At 66.0% G+C, this 17678-nt stretch carries 19 protein-coding genes; 11 read left to right on the top strand and 8 right to left on the bottom strand.

Going from position 1 to position 17678, the window contains the following annotated elements; genetic code table 11:
* The first annotated feature begins 171 nt into the window (after positions 1–171).
* From KSS90_RS12565 to KSS90_RS12545, 5 genes are read left to right on the top strand one after another with little or no spacing between them, the layout of a single operon-like run.
* A complete protein-coding gene (locus KSS90_RS12565; RefSeq protein ID WP_217869661.1) occupies positions 172–1089 on the top strand; it encodes a DUF72 domain-containing protein in 918 nt (305 codons plus the stop codon).
* A complete protein-coding gene (locus tag KSS90_RS12560) occupies positions 1086–1859 on the top strand; it encodes an endonuclease/exonuclease/phosphatase family protein (protein ID WP_217869660.1) in 774 nt (257 codons plus the stop codon). The genes KSS90_RS12565 and KSS90_RS12560 overlap by 4 nt, the downstream gene beginning before the upstream one ends.
* The gene (gene clsB, locus KSS90_RS12555) at positions 1856–3058 is read left to right on the top strand and encodes a cardiolipin synthase ClsB (protein WP_217869659.1); all 1203 of its coding nucleotides are present in this window, start codon (positions 1856–1858) and stop codon (positions 3056–3058) included. The genes KSS90_RS12560 and clsB overlap by 4 nt, the downstream gene beginning before the upstream one ends.
* Positions 3058–4017, top strand: coding sequence for a lysylphosphatidylglycerol synthase domain-containing protein (locus KSS90_RS12550; protein WP_217869658.1), 960 nt, complete (start codon positions 3058–3060; stop codon positions 4015–4017). Before clsB ends, KSS90_RS12550 begins: the two co-directional genes overlap by 1 nt.
* A gap of 27 nt (positions 4018–4044) precedes the next feature.
* Positions 4045–4473, top strand: a complete 429-nt coding sequence (locus tag KSS90_RS12545; protein ID WP_217869657.1) for a hypothetical protein — start codon at positions 4045–4047, stop codon at positions 4471–4473.
* Between the two features lie 1062 nt (positions 4474–5535).
* On the opposite strand, the gene KSS90_RS12540 is transcribed toward KSS90_RS12545, so the two are convergent.
* Positions 5536–5766, bottom strand: coding sequence for a metallothionein (locus KSS90_RS12540; protein ID WP_081941252.1), 231 nt, complete (start codon positions 5764–5766; stop codon positions 5536–5538).
* Positions 5766–6227, bottom strand: a complete 462-nt coding sequence (locus KSS90_RS12535; protein WP_217869656.1) for a phosphotransferase system, HPr-related protein — start codon at positions 6225–6227, stop codon at positions 5766–5768. Before KSS90_RS12535 ends, KSS90_RS12540 begins: the two co-directional genes overlap by 1 nt.
* 156 nt (positions 6228–6383) lie before the next feature.
* Between KSS90_RS12535 and ligD the strand changes: the two genes are divergently transcribed.
* Genes ligD through KSS90_RS12505 form a run of 6 tightly spaced genes read left to right on the top strand, consistent with a single transcriptional unit; the run spans position 6384 to position 12161 of the window.
* Positions 6384–8855: a DNA ligase D gene (gene ligD / locus KSS90_RS12530; RefSeq protein ID WP_217869655.1), complete on the top strand. Its 2472-nt coding sequence runs from the start codon at positions 6384–6386 to the stop codon at positions 8853–8855.
* Positions 8855–9100 (top strand): hypothetical protein, encoded by a 246-nt coding sequence (locus tag KSS90_RS12525; RefSeq protein WP_217869654.1) that lies wholly within the window; start codon positions 8855–8857, stop codon positions 9098–9100. Before ligD ends, KSS90_RS12525 begins: the two co-directional genes overlap by 1 nt.
* Positions 9100–10140: an acyl-CoA dehydrogenase family protein gene (locus tag KSS90_RS12520; RefSeq protein ID WP_217869653.1), complete on the top strand. Its 1041-nt coding sequence runs from the start codon at positions 9100–9102 to the stop codon at positions 10138–10140. The genes KSS90_RS12525 and KSS90_RS12520 overlap by 1 nt, the downstream gene beginning before the upstream one ends.
* Positions 10137–10892, top strand: coding sequence for a PIG-L deacetylase family protein (locus KSS90_RS12515; RefSeq protein WP_217869652.1), 756 nt, complete (start codon positions 10137–10139; stop codon positions 10890–10892). Before KSS90_RS12520 ends, KSS90_RS12515 begins: the two co-directional genes overlap by 4 nt.
* A 10-nt stretch (positions 10893–10902) precedes the next feature.
* The gene (locus tag KSS90_RS12510; RefSeq protein WP_217869651.1) at positions 10903–11502 is read left to right on the top strand and encodes a class I SAM-dependent methyltransferase; all 600 of its coding nucleotides are present in this window, start codon (positions 10903–10905) and stop codon (positions 11500–11502) included.
* On the top strand, positions 11499–12161 hold the full coding sequence (locus KSS90_RS12505) for a glycosyltransferase (RefSeq protein ID WP_217869650.1): 663 nt from the start codon (positions 11499–11501) through the stop codon (positions 12159–12161). The genes KSS90_RS12510 and KSS90_RS12505 overlap by 4 nt, the downstream gene beginning before the upstream one ends.
* Positions 12162–12174: 13 nt before the next feature.
* On the opposite strand, the gene ku is transcribed toward KSS90_RS12505, so the two are convergent.
* The 6 genes from ku to KSS90_RS12475 form a co-directional block, all read right to left on the bottom strand.
* Entirely contained in the window at positions 12175–13011 is an 837-nt protein-coding gene (gene ku / locus KSS90_RS12500; protein ID WP_217869649.1) for a non-homologous end joining protein Ku, read from the bottom strand.
* Positions 13012–13020: 9 nt separating this feature from the next.
* The gene (locus KSS90_RS12495; RefSeq protein ID WP_177182941.1) at positions 13021–13158 is read right to left on the bottom strand and encodes a PSPA7_2676 family Cys-rich small protein; all 138 of its coding nucleotides are present in this window, start codon (positions 13156–13158) and stop codon (positions 13021–13023) included.
* Between the two features lie 81 nt (positions 13159–13239).
* Positions 13240–14145 (bottom strand): SDR family oxidoreductase, encoded by a 906-nt coding sequence (locus KSS90_RS12490; RefSeq protein ID WP_217869648.1) that lies wholly within the window; start codon positions 14143–14145, stop codon positions 13240–13242.
* 106 nt (positions 14146–14251) lie between these two features.
* Complete coding sequence (locus KSS90_RS12485) at positions 14252–15376, bottom strand: carboxylate-amine ligase (RefSeq protein WP_217869647.1); 1125 nt, start codon at positions 15374–15376, stop codon at positions 14252–14254.
* Positions 15377–15380: 4 nt separating this feature from the next.
* The gene (locus KSS90_RS12480) at positions 15381–16337 is read right to left on the bottom strand and encodes a methyltransferase (RefSeq protein WP_217869646.1); all 957 of its coding nucleotides are present in this window, start codon (positions 16335–16337) and stop codon (positions 15381–15383) included.
* On the bottom strand, positions 16337–17671 hold the full coding sequence (locus KSS90_RS12475; protein ID WP_217869645.1) for an iron-containing redox enzyme family protein: 1335 nt from the start codon (positions 17669–17671) through the stop codon (positions 16337–16339). Before KSS90_RS12475 ends, KSS90_RS12480 begins: the two co-directional genes overlap by 1 nt.
* Positions 17672–17678: the final 7 nt, after the last annotated feature.

The raw sequence follows: 17678 nt of genomic DNA, 5'->3' as shown, positions 1-17678 counted from the left end.
GGCGGAACGTAAGGCAGTTAACCCCTTCACGAGATTCGTGCCCCAGCCACCGGCATCCTCCGAAGGCTCCGCAGTTCAGATTCCTGCAGCAGCACCACTCGTCAACCCTGATGAACCCTCCCGCCCCGCTACCGGTCGCTAATGATGAGTACACGAACGTAGGGAGCCCTCGTGAGCGAGATCCGCATTGGTATTTCCGGTTGGCGCTATGGCCCATGGCGCAGGGACTTCTACCCCAAGGGTCTGCGCCAGGACGATGAGCTGGCGTTCGCCTCGCGGGCGGTGAACAGCATCGAGATCAATGGCTCGTTCTACGCGTTGCAGACCCCCGAGCGCTACCGCCAGTGGCGCGATGCAACCCCGGAAGGGTTCGTTTTCTCGGTCAAGGCGCCGCGCTATATCACCCATGTGCGACGGCTGCGCGACATCGACGAGCCGCTGGCCAACTTCTTTGCCTCGGGGCCGTTGTTGCTGGGCGACAAGCTGGGGCCATTCCTCTGGCAGTTTCCGCCGAGCATGAAGTTCGACGCCCAGCGCTTCAGCGATTTCCTCGCTTTGCTACCCCGCGACCGCAAGGCCGCACGTGCGTGTGCCAGGCAGGCCGCCGAGCGCCTGCAGGACAACGGTGGTACCGCCATCCGCGGCAATACACGCTTGCGCCATGCCGTGGAGATTCGCCACCCGAGCTTCCTCTGCGACACCTTCATCACCCTGCTGCGCAAGCACAAGGTCGCGCTGGTAGTCGCCGACAGCGCCGGCAAATGGCCCTATGTCGAGGAAGTCACGGCCGATTTCGTCTACCTGCGCCTGCATGGCGATGTCGAGCTCTACAGCAGCGGCTACACCGCCAGCGCCTTGCGCCGCTGGCGTCTGCGTATCCAGGCCTGGGCCGCAGGTGGCCAGCCGGAGGATGCCCGGCGTGTCGTGGGTCGCGCCCCGGCAAAACGCGCCTCCCGTGACGTCTACTGCTACTTCGACAATGACCAGAAAGTCCATGCTCCCTACGATGCCCGTCGCCTGCTGGGCAAGCTCGGCCTCGACGGCGAACTGGTGACCGAGCCCGGCGTCGAGCCGCAGGAGTCGCTATGAACGGCACCCTGCCCGCCCCCGACTGCATCATCGACAAGGTGACCGCCGTACACCGCCTGACGGTGCTGACCCTCAACGTTCACAAGGGCTTCACCCTGTTCAACCGCCGCTTCATCCTGCCGGAGCTGCGCGAGGCGGTGCGCGCCACCGGCGCCGACCTGGTGTTCCTGCAGGAGGTGCATGGCAGCCATCAGCGACATGCCGAGCGCCACCCCACCTGGCCGCAGACCCCGCAGTACGAGTTCCTCGCCGACAGCATGTGGCCGCAGTTCGCCTACGGACGCAACGCGGTCTATCCCCATGGCGACCATGGCAACGCGCTGCTTTCAAAGTTTCCGATCCGCGCCTACGACAACCTCGACGTGTCGATCCATGGCAACGAGGAGCGCGGCCTGTTGCACTGCCAGCTCGAAGTGCCCGGCCATGAGCAGGTGCATGCCGTCTGCGTACACCTGGGCCTGCGCGAGGAGCACCGCCAGCGTCAGGTCGACCTGTTGCTGGCTTTGCTCGAGCGCCTGCCGCCGGATGAGCCGGTCATCGTCGCCGGCGACTTCAACGACTGGCGGCTGAAGGCCGATGCGCGGTTGTCGGCGTCTCTGGTCGAAGCCTTCGGCAGGCCGGCGCGCAGCTTTCCCGCGCGCCTGCCGCTGCTGCGCCTGGACCGCATCTACCTGCGCAATGCCCAGGCATGCGAGGCTCGGGTGTTGTCCAGGTACCCATGGTCGCACCTCTCCGACCATGCCCCGCTGGTGGCGCAGGTGACGCTATGAAACAGGCCTGGAGCGACGGCAATCACGTCGAACTGCTGATCAACGGCGAGCAGTACTACCCGCGCGTATTCGAGGCGATGGCCCAGGCGCGGGAAGAAATTCTCCTGGAAACCTTCATTATCTACGACGACAAGGTCGGCCAGCCGCTGCGCCTGGCGTTGATCGATGCGGCGCGGCGCGGTGTGCGGGTAGAGGTGGCGGTCGACGGCTACGGCACCGCCGACCTGCCTGACGGGTTTGTTTCCTCGATGACCGAGGCTGGGGTGCGCTTCCACGCGTTCGACCCGCAACCGCGCCTGGCCGGCATGCGCACCAACCTGTTCCGGCGCCTGCACCGCAAGATCCTGGTGATCGACGGCCAGCGCGCGTTCATTGGCGGTATCAACTACAGTGCCGACCACCTCGGCGACTTCGGCCCGCAGGCCAAGCAGGACTATGCGGTGGAGGTCACAGGCCCAGTGGTGGCCCAGGTTCACGCCTCCAGTTGCCGGATGCTTGCCCCGGTGCTGGGCGGCCCAAGCGCAGTGGTGCCGGGTGGTGACAACGCCGGCTCGGCCAGCGCCGTGCTGGTGGAGCGCGACAACCGTCGCCATCGCACCGACATCGAGGCGTGCTACCTGCAGGTTTTCCGTGAAGCCCGGCACCGCATCGTCGTCGCCAACGCCTATTTCTTTCCCGGCTACCGCTTGCTGCGCGAGCTGCGCAACGCTGCCCGTCGCGGTGTGGCGGTGACCCTGATCCTGCAGGGGCAACCGGACATGCGCTGGGTCCGCGCGCTATCGCGCCTGCTCTACAACTACCTGTTGCGCGATGACGTAGAAATCCATGAGTACTGCCAGCGCCCGCTGCATGGCAAGGTGGCGCTGGTGGACGACGAGTGGTCCACCGTGGGCTCGAGCAACCTCGATCCGCTGAGCCTGTCGTTCAACCTCGAAGCCAACCTGATGATCCGCGACCGCGCCTTCAACGATGGCCTGTACCGGCACCTGAGCGAACTGACCGCCGCGCACTGCAAGCGCGTGACCCTGGAACGCATGGTGCGTGGCTACTGGTGGCGCGCGCCGTTGATCTTCCTGGGCTTTCACATCACCCGCTACTTCCCGCGCATCGCCGGCTGGTTCCCCGCGCACCGGCAGCGCCTGCAGTCGCTGCAAGCGGACAGCGAAGCGCCGGCGGACTTCAACGGGGGCAAGACCTGATGGCCAAGCCACGCTGGAAGACCTGGGGCATGCGCCTGCTCACCCTGCTGTTCCTGGTGCTGATCCCGGTGCTGCTGTTCACCCTGGCACGCAACCTGGACTGGAACGAAGTGCGCCAGTCGCTGCTGGCCTACCGGCCCTCGACCCTGGCCCTGGGGCTGTTGCTGGCCCTGTGCAGCTACCTGGTGTTCGCCAGCTACGACCTGCTCGCCCGCGCCTACACCGGCCACCGCTTGCCGGCCCGCCAGGTGCTGCCGGTGGCGTTCGTCTGCTATGCGTTCAACCTCAACTTCACCACCTGGGTTGGCGGCGTAGCCCTGCGCTATCGCCTGTACAGCCGGCTGGGGCTGGACACCGCGACCATCACCCGCATCCTCACCCTGGGGCTGTTGACCAACTGGATGGGCTATCTGCTGCTGGCCGGCACGGTGTTCGCCCTGGGCCTGGTCAAGCTGCCGGCAAGCTGGGCGGTCGGGGCCGGCGGCCTGCGCCTGATCGGTGTGCTGATGGTGGCGGTCGCGGCCGGCTACCTGCTCGCCTGTGCCTTCGCCAAGCGACGCACCTGGCACCTGCGCGGGCACGAAGTGACCTTGCCGAGCCTGCGCCTGGCGTTGTGCCAGGTGGCGCTGGGCGCGAGCAACTGGGCGTTGATGGCGGCGCTGATCCACCTGCTGCTGCCGCCGGAGCTGTTCTATCCGTCGGTACTGGGGGTATTGCTGATCAGCTGCGTGGCGGGGGTGGTGGCGCATATCCCTGCCGGGCTGGGGGTGCTGGAGGCGGTGTTCCTTGCCTTGCTGCATGGGCAACTGGGCCAGGGCACGCTGGTGGCCGCATTGCTGGGGTATCGGACGCTGTACTACCTGATCCCGCTGTTGCTGGCGGTGATCACCTACCTGATTCTGGAAAAGCGCGCCAAGGCCCTGCGCCGACAGGCCGGGCCGGCCCTGGACAAGCGCTGAGGGCCTCACGGGCCCGGGAGGTTCGTCATGCGGTTCATTGTGTGTGTGGCTTTGCTGGGCAGCCTGCTCAGCGGGCAGGTCCTGGCCGAGGGTTGCGATGTGGTCACTCGCTCGTCCAGCGAGGCGGTCAAGCCGGTGCAGCGGCATACCTGCTACAGCTACGGCAACATGCCTGCCGAAGCGATTGCCTGGTCGTGCAGCAACGAGAGCAAGGAGATGCTCAACAGCCAGAAACGCAAGGTCGAGCGTTGCGCCGATGGCAGCGTGGGCAGCTGCATCGCCCCGCTGACCCAGGAGACCCTGGCCAATCCTGATGCCGCAGGGCGCGGCGAGCCCTCGACCCGGCCGGCTGTGCCCAAGGATGCGCGGATCATCACCTACTACTACGACACCCCAAGCCTGGGGCAGGCGCGTAGTGATTGCGAACGCAACAATGGGATCTGGCAGACGCATTGACGCGAACGTGTGGGGTCGATGCCGTTGCCGTTGCCGTTGCCGTTGCCGTTGCCGTTGCCGTTGCCGTTGCCGTTGCCGTTGCCGTTGCCGTTGCCGATCAGGAGTCTACCCCCGAAGCCCGCTAGCGACAGCTGCGCCAGTGCAGGCGCCGCCCGTAACTTCGCGACTTCAGGAGGCCGAACGCAGGCCTTGCGGAGGGAGGTGACGGGCATGGATGCCCGTCAAGCGCTGCGCCCCAGGATGGGGCGTTCAGCGCGGTCCTCCCGGGAGCAAGGCCGGAGTGAGGGAACCCGGAGCGAAGCGGAGGGCCGGATGAATGGAGCGCACGGTTTTTGGTTCCTTTTTGCCACGACAAAAAGGAACTCGCCGTAAAGGCGAAAAGGTGAGTATGCGTCGACATCGTAAATGAATGCACTTATAACTATAAAAACCGATGCCGATTGACTTTGACTTTGACTTTGACTTTGACTTTGACTTTGACTTTGACTTTGACTTTGACTTTGACTTACACAGTGTGTGTTTTGAAAGTTATATGCGCATTCATTTTCGACGGTGACGCATAATCACCTTTCCGCCCTTACGGCGGGTCCCTTTTTGAAGCATCAAAAAGGAACCAAAAAATGCTCGCTCCATTCATCCGGCCCCTACGCTTCGCTCCGGGGTCCCCTCACTCCGGCCTTGCTCCCGGGAGGACCGCGCTGAACGCCCCATCCTGGGGCGCAGCGCTTGACGGGCATCCATGCCCGTCACCTCCCTCCGCAAGACCTCCGTTCGGCCTCCTGAAGTCGCAATTTGTGTCGCCTGAACTATCGCGCACTTAGAAGCAAAAGCAGAGCAAGAGCAAGAGCAAGAGCAAGAGCAAGAGCAAGAGCAAGAGCAAGAGCAAGAGCAAGAGCAAGAGCAAGAGCAATTTGTGTCGCCTGAACTATCGCGCACTTAGAAGCAAAAGCAAGAGCAAGAGCAAGAGCTGAAGGTTTTAGTGTGGGTGAAGGTATGTAATTTTAGTGGGCAGCAGCCCTATCGTCGAATTAATTGGCGACAGGGCTGCTGTATAAATAAATATCAAGGCGAAATAGGATCACTCGCCGGAAAAGTCTCATCCAACGCGTTATCGACATTACTCTCCTTCGGCTGACTCACTTCCCCACATTTACAATCCCCCATGCGACAAGGCTCACCATTACGATGCCCCGTCGCACACGCTTCGCAGCAGTAAGCCTTGCCATCCTGGACCACGGCATTGGCATCCACGGTGCAGGAACAGTGGTTGCAGGAACAACGTTGCTCGTTCATCAGCGTTCTCTCCGCTCGTCTTCAGGGGTGACCTCGTCGGTCCACGGCTCGCCGTCCAACGGCGCCGAGCGGGCCAGTTCGGCCTCGTCCAGGCCGATGCCGCCACCGATCTCGTGGGCCTCGACATGGCGCAGGGTCTTGTCCGCCGGACCGCCCGCCATGCCCGGCTCATCCGGATCGCGGGCACCGGTCTCGTCCAGCAGCGTGTCAGGGCTCAGGTCATCGAGGGTGACATTGTCCTCGTGCAGGCTGTCACTCAGCGCCTCGCCACCGGTCATGCCACTTTCGGCAACGCGTCTCGGTGGATGCTCCTCCTCTACCTCCCGTGCCGGTCGCTCGTCGCCAATACGGCCCCGGCGTTCATCACGGCGTTCGCTGAAATCCAGCTCATGGACACTGCCCATGCGGTCTTGCGTGTCGTCGATCTCGACCGTCGGCTTAGGGTCTTCGGGGATGGGCATGATCGCTCTCCGATTTGTGGGCTCATTCGGTCGACTGCCCCTGCCCGCCAATGATTCAGAGTTTCTTCAGACAGCAGCTGCCCACGCTTTTTTGAACTCCGCCCAGCCGCCTTGTCTCCCAACCTAGAGACCCCGCGAACTGTTTTGGAGCCCGCCATGGCCAAGCCCCTGCAGGAGTACCAGCGCAAGCGCGACTTCAACGCCACGCCCGAACCTGCCGGCAAACGCGGCCGCACGGGCAAGGCCCATGCCTTGCAGTTCTGCATTCAGAAACACGACGCCAGTCACCTGCACTACGACTTTCGCCTGGAACTCGATGGCACCTTGAAAAGCTGGGCCATTCCCAAGGGCCCCTCGCTCGACCCCAAGGTCCGCCGCCTGGCCGTGCATGTCGAGGATCACCCGCTGGACTACGCCGATTTCGAAGGCAATATCCCCGAAGGCCACTACGGCGCCGGTGACGTGATCGTCTGGGATCGCGGTATCTGGGAGCCCGAGGGCGATCCACGCGAGGCCTATGCCAAGGGCAAGCTGCGCTTCCGTCTGCAGGGCGAAAAGCTGTCGGGCGTCTGGAACCTGTTCCGCACCCACCTGGCCGGCAAGAAGGAGCAGTGGATGCTGGTCAAGTCCCACGATGGCCAGGCCCGCAGCGAAACCGACTACAGCATCGTCGAAGCCCTGCCGGACAGCGTGCTGAGCGACCGCACCCTGCCGCCGCGCCGGCCTGCGAAAACAGCCACTCCCAACAAACGCAAGGCCAAGGCCAGCCTCGTCGCCCTGCCGGACAGGCTCCAGCCGCAACTCGCCACCCTGGTCGATTCGCCGCCCAGCGGTGACTGGCACTACGAGGTCAAGTTCGACGGCTACCGCATCCTCGCCCGCATCGAAGGCGCGGATGTGCGCCTGTTCACCCGCAATGGCCACGACTGGAGTGCGAAGATGCCGCGCCAGGTCGAGGCCTTGAAAGCGCTGGAGCTCGATTCGGCGTGGCTCGACGGCGAGATGGTGGTGGTCGACGACCAGGGTGTGGCCGACTTCCAGGCCTTGCAGAACGCCTTCGACACCGAGCACGACGAATGCATCACCTACTATCTGTTCGACCTGCCCTACCTGGGTGGCGAAGACCTGCGCCAGCTACCGCTGCAGGCGCGACGCACCACCCTGGCCCGGCTGCTGGAAAACACGCCCTCGGACCTCCTCAAGTTCTCCGCCGACTTCACCGAGCCAGTTGACTCGCTGCTCGACAGCGCCTGCCGCCTCAAGCTCGAAGGCCTGATCGGCAAGCGCGCCGACAGCCCCTACGTGGGCCGGCGCAGCAGCGACTGGATCAAGCTCAAGTGCAAGCAGCGCCAGGAGTTCGTGATCGTCGGCTACACCGACCCCAAAGGCAGCCGCAACGCGTTCGGCGCCCTGTTGCTGGCTCTGCACGACAACGACAGCGGCCAGCTGCGCTATGCCGGCAAGGTCGGCACCGGGTTCAGCACCACCACGCTGGACAGCCTGCATGCCCGCCTCAAGCCCCTGGAAGTCGACAAGCCGGCCTTGCCCAAGCCGCCCCGTGGCGCCGAGGCCCGTGGCGTGCATTGGCTCAAGCCGCAATTGCTGGCCGAAGTCGCCTACGCCCAGATGACCCGCGAAGGCATCGTCCGCCACTCGGTGTTCCACGGCCTGCGCGACGACAAACCCGCCACCGCCATCGACCTGGAGCGTGCCATGCCCGCCAAGCGCGCCGCGCAGCCCCCCGCCGAGCCCCTCGGCAGCCTGCGCCTGACCCACCCCGACCGCGTGGTCGACGCCAGCAACGGCACCACCAAGCGCCAGGTCGCCGAGTACTACGCCCAGGTCGCCGACTGGCTGCTGCCGCAGCTCAAGGACCGCCCCGTGGCGCTGGTGCGCGCACCGGACGGCCTGGGCGGCGAACTGTTCTTCCAGAAGAACGCCGGCCAGCTGCACATCCCGGCGCTGCGCAGCTACAGCAAGGCGCAGGCCGGCCAGGCGGCGATGGTGCTCAACCGCGCCGACAGCCTGTTGGGCGCGGTGCAGATGAACATGCTCGAGCTGCACACCTGGAATGCCACCGACAAGGATTTCGACAAGCCCGACCGCTTCGTCCTCGACCTCGATCCCGATCCGGCATTGCCCTGGAAAGCCATGCTCGAAGCCACTCAGCTGACCCTCACCCTGCTCGATGAGCTGGGCCTGAAGGTGTTCCTCAAGACCAGCGGCGGCAAGGGCATGCACCTGGTGGTGCCACTGACCCGCCGCGCCGGTTGGGATGAAGTGAAGGACTTCAGCCATGCCCTCGTCGAGCATATGGCGGGCCTGTTCCCGGAGCGGCTCAGCGCCGTCTCCGGGCCCCGCAACCGGGTCGGACGGATCTTCATCGACTACCTGCGCAACGGCAAGGGCGCCACCACGGTCGCGGCGTATTCGCTGCGTGCCCGCGAAGGCCTGCCGGTGTCGGTGCCGATCTGGCGCGAAGAGCTGACCCAGCTCAAGGGCGCCAACCAGTGGCACATCGGCAACCTGCAGGCGCGGCTGGCCGAGGTGGACGACCCATGGGCGGACATGGCCAAGACCCGGCAGTCCATCACCGTGCGCATGCGCAAGCAGTTGGGAATCGCCTGATGGAGCGCGTGCTCGACCTGTTGCAATGGCCCGCCATGCTGCTGACCGTATTGGCAGCCTGGTGCATCGGCTCGCAACGCCCGCGCCGACGCCGCATCGGCTTCTGCTGTTTCATCGCCAGCAACCTGATGTGGACGCTGTGGGGCTGGCACGTCCAGGCCTGGGCGCTGATCGTCCTGCAATTCTGCCTGTGCGCCATGAACCTACGTGGCTGGAAGAAGAACCTCCAAGGGGAGCCAAGTTGATGAGCATCGTCCAGGACTTCGACCTGACCAACCTCGACCGCCTGCTGCGCCGCTTCGGCGCCCGCCCGCAGGCCATCGACCTCGACACCTTGCTGCCGGAGCTGCTGCAGGCCATGCAGGCCGACCACCTCGACCTGTTGCCCCTGCCCGGCCAGGGCCAGACCCTCAAGCGCTGGCAGACGCTCGCGCGGGTCGCCGGTTGCGACCTGACCCTGGCCAAGCTCTATGAAGGCCATACCGATGCCTTGGCGATCCTCGCCGAATGCGGCGCCGCCCATCACGCCCAGGACGGGATCTGGGGGGTGTGGGCCGCCGAGCCGCCGGACGCCCGTGCCCGTATCGTCGAGCGGCACGACGGGCAGGTACGCCTGCAAGGGCGCAAGGCCTGGTGCTCGGGCGCGCTGCAGATCGACCGGGCGCTGATCACCGCCTGGGAGAATGACCAGCCGCAACTGGTGGCCATCGAGTTGTCGCACCCCAGCCAGCGCATCCAGGCCGACCAGTGGCAGGCGGTGGGCATGGCCACCACCACCAGCGTCAGCATCGAGTTCGACGACACCCCCGGGCTGGCCATCGGCCTGCCCGGTCAGTACCTGGCTCGTCCCGGCTTCTGGCACGGCGGCGCCGGTATCGCCGCGTGTTGGTACGGCGCAGCCGAGGCCCTGGCCGACTACCTGCGCGAGCATTGCCGTAGGCCCCGCCCCGATCCACACGCCGATGCCCATCTGGGGGCGGTGGATGCCGCCTTGTACGGCGCCCGCGCGGCCCTTCGTGAATGCGCCGCCTGGATCGACCAGCAGCCCCATGCCGACGCCAGCTTCGAAGTGCGCCGCGCCCGCGCCCAGGTCGAACAGACCGTCGAGCAGGTGATCCGCCATGTCGGCAGGGCGCTGGGGGCCACGCCCTTCTGCCGCAGCAGTCATTTCGCCCGGCTCAGCGCCGACCTGCCCGTGTACCTGCGCCAGAGCCATGCCGAACGCGACCTGGCCGAACTGGGCAGGCAGGTGACCGGCATGCCGGCGGGAGCCTGGCAGCTATGAGCGAGAACCGTATCCAGACGGCTGCCGGCACCCCTTGGCGCGACTGGCAGCAATCCGCGCACCTGGCCCGCGCCAAGTGGCTCAAGCCCGAACAGCTCTGTCCGCCGGGCCGGCGCCTGGTATTGCTGGCCCCTCACCCGGACGATGAAATCCTCATGGCCGGCGGGCTGCTGGCCGGTTTCCACGGACGCGAGCAGGACCTGCTGCTGATTTCCGCCACCAATGGCGAAGGCAGCCACCCCCATTCAGCCCACTGGACCGAGCACCGTCTGCGCCACCAGCGCCCCCAGGAAAGCCGGCACGCCCTGCAACAGCTGGATCTGGACCTCAACCGCCTGGACTGGCGGCGCCTGAACCTCAAGGACGGCGCCCTGCCCCGCAACCAAGCGTTTCTGGCCAACTACCTGGAGCAACTGCTCGAACCGGACGACCTGCTACTGACCACCTGGCGCGGTGACGGCCACTGCGACCATGAAGCCGCCGGCTGCGCCGCTGCCCAGGCGGCCCAGGCCCGCCGGGTGCAACTGGCGGAGGCGCCGGTGTGGGCGTGGCATTGGGCGACGCCCGATGACCCGCGCCTGCCCTGGCCCCAGGCCCATCGGTTACAGCTCGACGACACCCGCCTGGCGTACAAACGCCAGGCCCTGGCCGCCCACGCCAGCCAGTTGCAGCCCGACGGCGAGCATCCTCCGGTGCTGCCCGTCAGCCTGCAGACCTGCCTGTTGCAGCCTTTCGAACTGATCTTCCTGTAATGGAGTCGCCATGAGCCTCGACGTGCAGTATTTCGCCGACCTGTATGCCGGCAACGACGATCCATGGGCCTTTCGCACCCGCTGGTACGAACGCCGCAAGCGCGACCTGGCGCTGGCCAGCCTGCCCAGCCAGTGCTACGGCCGGGCGTTCGAGCCGGCCTGCGCCAACGGCGAGCTGAGTGTGTTGCTGGCCGAGCGCTGCGCCAGCCTGCTGTGCCAGGACATCGACGCCACTGCCGTGAGGCTGGCCCGTCAACGCCTGACGGGGCTCGATCATGTCCGCGTCGAGCAGGGGCACCTGCCGGGCGATTGGCCGGGCGGGCAGTTCGACCTGATCGTGCTCAGCGAGATCGGCTACTACCTCGACCCCACCGACTGGTTGCAGGTGATCGAACAGTCAGTGGCCAGCCTGGCTGGCGACGGCGGATTACTGGCCTGCCACTGGCGCCATCCGATTGCCGGCTGCCCCCAGGACGGCGGCCAAGTGCATGCCCTGCTGGCCAGGCACCTGCCGCTGTATCCGCTGTTGCGCCATGAAGAGGCGGACTTCCTCCTCGAATACTGGTCGTGCCAGCCACGGGTGGTCGACCTGGACGAGACCTGCCCATGATCGCGGTGATCATTCCCGCCCATAACGAGGCCCGGCGTCTCGGACACTGCCTGAAGGCCGTGCGGGTGGCAGCTGCGCGGGCCGAAGCCGCGGGCCTGGAGGTCGAGGTGCTGGTGGTGCTCGATCGCTGTACCGATGCCAGCGCCCGTATCGCCAGGCGCCATGGCGTGCATACGCTGGCACTGGAGGCCGGCAATGTCGGCATTGCCCGCCGCCTGGGGGCGGCGTGGATGATCGAGCGCGGCGCCCAGTGGCTGGCGTTCACCGACGCCGACAGCCGCGTGCCAGGCCACTGGCTGCTGTCGCAGCTGCAATGGCATGCCGACGCAGTATGCGGCACGGTGCATATCGAGCGCTGGCAACCCTGGCAGGGTGCCGCCTTGCGTCAGCTGTACCACAGCCGCTACCAGGCAACCGAAGGCCATCGGCATATCCACGGCGCCAACCTTGGGGTGTGCGCCAAGGCCTATGCCAAGGTCGGCGGTTTCCAGCCGCTGCCGGCCCACGAGGATGTGCAACTGGTACTGGCGCTGGAAGCCATCGGTGCGCAGATCGTCTGGACCGCCAGCCATAGCGTGGCGACCAGCAGCCGTCGGGACAGCCGGGCGCGGCAGGGATTCGGCGATTACCTCAGCGGCTTGGAAGGCCAGATCCTGTAGAGCGGCGTTCGGATCATGACGCCTTGCGTGGGCGCTTGGCCGCAGGCTTCTTCGCCTTGCTCTTGCCACCCAGGCTGCGCTTGAGCAGTTCGGTAAGGTCGATGATGTCCGCGCCCTTCTCCGCCGTGGCGCCCTCGCCTTTCTCCACGGTCTCGATCTTGCCCTTGCTGGCCTTCTCCTCGACCAGGTCGAGGATGGTCTGGCGGAACGCGTCGTGGTAGTCATCGGGCTTCCATGGCCCGCTCATGTCCTCGACCAGGCGCTTGGCCATATCCAGCTCGCGCTTGTCGACCTTGCTGTCGGTCACGCTCTTGTCCAGCTCCAGTGTCTCCAGGCCCCGCACTTCCTCCGGCCAGCGCAGGGTGATCATCACCAGCGCTTCGTTGAGCGGGCGTAGCAGCGCCAAATGCTGGCGGGTGTGCAGCACCACAGTGGCCAGGGCCACCTTGCCGGTGCTGGCCAGGGTCTCGCGCAGCAAGGCGTAGACCTTGCCGCCCCGGCGGTCCGGGCTCAGGTAATACGGCGTGTCGAACTGTTGCAGGGGAATCTCCCCGGCTTCGACGAACGAAAAGATATCGATGGTCTGGGTCGCCTCAGGCCGTGCCTTGCGGATTTCCTCCTCGCTGATCACCACGTAGCGGCCCTTCTCGTACTCCACGCCCTTGACGATGTTTTCCTTGTCGATTTCCTTGCCGGTGACCTTGTTCACCCGCTTGTAGCCGACCGGCTCCATGCTGCGCTTGTCCAGCCAGTCGAAATCCACCCGCTCGCTGCGCACGGCGGTGTTGAGGGACACCGGGATGTGCACCAGCCCGAAACTGATCGCGCCTTTCCAGATAGCCCTGGCCATGGCTGGCTCCTATGCATTCGAGGACAGGCCGGGCTGGCTGTAGCGCAACGCGCCACAGCGTTCGCAGCACTGGCATTGCAGCCCGGCGACTTCACGGATCAACTGGCTGCGCCATTGGCAGCCACGCAGCAGGCAGACGAGTTTCATCAGCCACCTCCCTGGCCCACATCGACGGGGCGCTTACAAGGACTGACTGCGCGGCGCGCGGAAGGTTTATTCGGCTTTGCCCTACGGCAGCGGATTGCCCCCGGTGACGCCGAAAATCTCGCCGGTGATGTAGCTTGACTCCTGGCTGGCCAGCAGCACGTACAACGGCGCGCACTCGGCGGGCTGGCCCGGGCGCTTCATCGGCGTGTGCCCGCCGAAGTCGGGGATCTTCTCCGGTGGCTGGCCGCCACTGGGCTGCAGCACGGTCCAGATCGGCCCGGGGGCCACCGCGTTGACCCGGATGCCGCGCTCGATCACCTGCTTGGCCAGGGCCTTGGTGAAGGCGACGATGGCGGCCTTGGTGGTGGCGTAGTCGAGCAGCGTGGCCGATGGCTGGTAGGACTGGATCGACGCGGTATTGATGATGGTCGAGCCGGCCGGCATCAGCGGCACGGCGGCCTGGCACAGCCAGAACAGCGCGTAGACGTTGGTCTTCAGCGTATGGTCGAACTGCTCGTGGGTGATCTGCCCGATCTCCTTGCGCGCCTCCTGCTTGCCGGCAACGTTGACCAGGATGTCCAGCCCGCCGAGCCGTTCATGGGCCTGGTCGACCAGCTGGCTGCAGAAGCGCGGATCCTTCAGGTCGCCGGGCAACGCCACGGCTTTGCGCCCTTCGGCCTCGATAAGCTGCACCACTTCGCGGGCATCACGCTCCTCGGTCGGCAAGTAATTGAGGGCGATGTCGGCGCCCTCCCGGGCAAAGGCAATGGCCACGGCCCGGCCGATACCCGAATCGGCACCGGTGATCAGGGCGCGCCGACCGGCCAGGCGGCCAAAGCCCTTGTAAGTGGTTTCGCCGTGGTCGGGCTTGGGTTGCATGTGCGCATCCAGGCCTGGAGCGGGTTGCTGCTGGGCGGGGAATGGCGGATGCGGATACTGGGTCAGGGGGTTCTGCAGGGTGAACTGGTCCTGGGGCTTGCTGGGCATCGGCTGGACTCCTTCGGGTGATGGCTGCGTAAGGTCTGGCGCGGGGCAAGCCCGCACCGCAAGAGACCACACAAGTTTCGAGGCAACCGGCTGATGGATGGTTTGCTCAAGCTGGGCCCGTCGCCGACAGATGGTCGTCCATCACCTGCCTGACCACGTTGCGCATTGCCAAACGCTCATCCAGGCCTTGCTCGCGGGCCAACCCGTAGGCTTGGCGCTGGCGATCGGCGCTGCTGCCGTCGCTCAGGATGCGCCGTGCTTGCTGGAAAGATCGCTCGGCATCGGCAGTGTCGGCCGGGCATTGCACCTGCAATTGGGTCAGCCAGACTTCGGCGTTCACCGGTTGCTGGTCATGCACGCCAATGAAGGTGGCAAGGCGGCCATGACGCATGGCGCGCCAGTAGTTCTCCTGGGTAATCCAGCGCATCTCCCGGCTGGGGGCACCAGCGTGTCGCCCCAGCGCATGCTCGACGAGATGGCGAAACAGGCCGGCGACGGCCAAGGCGTCTTCCAGCCGGGGGCAGCCGTCGCAAATGCGCAGTTCGACGGTCGGAAACCGCCGCGAAGGTCTTATCGCCCACCAAAAGTCGCCGTCCTCGGCCAACGTGCCGGTGCGTTGCAACAGCGCCCGATAACGCTCGTAGGCGCTCCAATCCGGCAGCGGTTCCGGCAGGCCCATGTGCGGCCATTCCCCGCACACCACACGCCGATAGCTCATGTAGCCGGTGTCCTGGCCGCCCCAGTAGGGCGACGAGGTGCTGAGCGACAACAGCAAGGGCACCCAGTACAGCACCCGGTTGATCACCTGCATGCGATCCAGGCCCGGTGGCACCCCGACATGCACGTGCAGACCGTTCAACAGGCTGCGCTGGGCCACCAGCCGGTAGTCGTCGAACAACTGGCGAAAGTGCGGGGTCGCGCGTGGATGCTGGCGCAACCACTGGGCGCTGGGGTGGCTTGCCGCGCAGTACAGGCCCGCCCCCTCGCCAGCCAGCGCCTGGCTCAGGCGCTGGCGTTGCTCGGTGAGGAAAGCGCGGGCTTGGTGCAGCGTGTCGAACACCGGCGAGGCCAGCTCGATCTGGCTGCGGAACATCTCTTCGGCGAAACACGGCCCGAGCACCTCACGGCACAGTCGGGTCAGTGCCGCCGACGGCGCGGACAGCACCCGGCCGCTATCCAGCGCCACCAGCAGGTACTCCTCCTCGATGCCGAACGTGCAGGGCCGCCCCATGCGCTCATCCGCCGCGGCGGGTGACGGTCAGGGCCACGGCGGCAATGCGCTCGACCTGTTCATAGCCAGGCTCGAGCAACTGTTCGCCGAACACGTCCGGATCCAGTTCCCGGTAGTGCCAGCTCAAGTCAGGGCCGGCCAGGCGCAGGCGGGCCGCCTCGAGCAACGCATCGCGCCCTTCGACGATCGCCACCCCGGTGTACAGCAGCAATGTGCCGCCCGGTGTCAGGCGTTCACAAGCCTGTTCGACGATACGCAGCGACAGGTCGGCACCAAGCGCCCCGCCGCCGTGACGGTAGACGCGCTGCCTGGCATCGAGCATATAGGGCGGGTTGGCGACGATCAGGTCGAAGGTGCCGGTGATGCCCGTGAGCAGGTCACTGGGCTCGACCGACACATTGGCCAGCCCGGCCAGGGCGGCGTTGACGGCTGTGTAGCGCAGCGCCAGCGGGTTGATGTCCAGCGCGCTGACCTGCGCATGCCGTGCGCCCTGGGCAATCAGCAAAGCACCGATACCGCTGCCGCAGCCGATGTCGACGGCATGCTGCACGCGCCGGGGGCTGCGCCGCAGGTGATCCTCGATCAGCTGGGCGAAGCGGTAGCTGTCCGGCCCGAAGAACACCGCGTCATTGCTGTCCGTCGGCCAGGCCGAATGCACCAGCAACAGGTCATCCAGGCTCGACCAGCGCACCCGGCTGCGCCACAGCTCGCCGTGCGCCTCCAGCACGCCGGCGGTGCGCAATTGCTCCAGCTCGTCGGCACTGATCAGCGAAGCCGGGAACGGTCGACTCCAGCCGAATACATCTCGCAGCGTGCATGCGCGCTGGGCCTGAGTCCGAGAGTTGACCCGCGCCTGGGTCGCCGGGGTGACGCAGGTGAAGCGGTAGCCATCGGCGTGCAGCCTGCGGCCCAGTTGCAACAAAGCCTCGTCGGCACGGATTTGCTTCTGGTCGAGTTGCATCACCGCGGCCCTCCCTGGAACAGCCCGGTGGCAGCGATATAGTCGCGAGTGGCACGCAGGCCAGCGGGTTCGGCGTGCCGGTTACCGGCCATGGCCTCGATCAGCGTGGCGATCTCCGAGGCCTGGGCCCGGCCGGGCGCCTCCGCCTGCAGGGCCAACGCCTGCTCCCACTGCCCTGGTGACACACGACGAGGCCCGGCACCTTGCCAGCTACCGGCGATCCAGTCATGCCACAGCTGCTTCTCGTAGGCGCTGAACACGCCGAACATCGCCGCGCCGGGGCCGTCGATCAGTGACCAGAAGCGGCTCTGCGTCGGGTCGCTGTCACGTTTGATCCACCCCTGAACTTGCAGGGCCTCGAGGAACCCGGCCATCGCCCCCGACTTTGCAAGCCACTGGTTGATGGTCCGCCCTTGCAGGCGGCAGCGATCGGAGTGCATGAACTGGCCGAACACGCGCTTGCGCTCCAGCGCAGCGAGCAGTTCGCCCTGCAGGTCGAAGCTGGCGATCAGCGAAGGTGTGTCCAGCCCCAGGTCGTTGAGCCGGTAGCCATGCCTGACACGCCCATAGAAATCTTCATCGTCCACTGGCGCCAGCATACGCAGGCTCTCCAGCGAACGCCGGGCATGGCCGCTGGCGGCGTTGTCGATGGTCACGTGCAACTGGAAGTAATGGGCGTCGATACCCAGTTCGGCCAGCTCATGGGTGGTGATCAGCAGGTGCAGCGGCGGCTGTTCATACCCCAGGTTGTAGCCGATCACCTCGGGCAGGAAGCGCTCGCAGTGCTGGCCGAGGGCCAACTGCACAGCCCCTTGCACGAAGCGCGAAGGCTCAAGTGGCAGCCCTTGCAGGCACCCCAGGCGGCTGAGTAGGCGCTGATAGATCAACACATGATTGCAACGTGGGTCGCCGTCGCCCAGTTCTTCGAGAAAGGTGCGGATCAACCCGTGGTAACGCGGGTCGCGCCAATGCCGCAGGGTACCGTGCAGCCAGGCGCCGTCGACCGCCTTGGTCGGCGCGACCTGCTGCAGGAACCAGAGGGCCTGGGCGCGGGTGGCGAAGTAGCGCCGGGGCGCTCCTTCGCGCCGCTGTCGCAGGTAATGAGCATGGTCGTGGGCGACCTGGGCGGCATGGTTTTCGGCCCACTGGGGCAGCAGGTTCGGATCTTCCGGGAGGTCATCTTCCCGGTCACGAACGCGGCGCAGTTGTGTTTCCAGCCAGTCCTCGGCAGTGGCATCGCGTCCCGCCAGCAACGCCTGGTAGCGATGCGCTACCTCATCAGTCATGTCGCGCCTGGCTTGCGAACGCACGCCGTCACGGATCATCGCCACCATGCCAGTC

It is taken from the genome of Pseudomonas maumuensis (assembly GCF_019139675.1).
Taxonomy (GTDB): domain Bacteria; phylum Pseudomonadota; class Gammaproteobacteria; order Pseudomonadales; family Pseudomonadaceae; genus Aquipseudomonas; species Aquipseudomonas maumuensis.
This window is presented reverse-complemented; position numbering and strand designations above follow the sequence as displayed.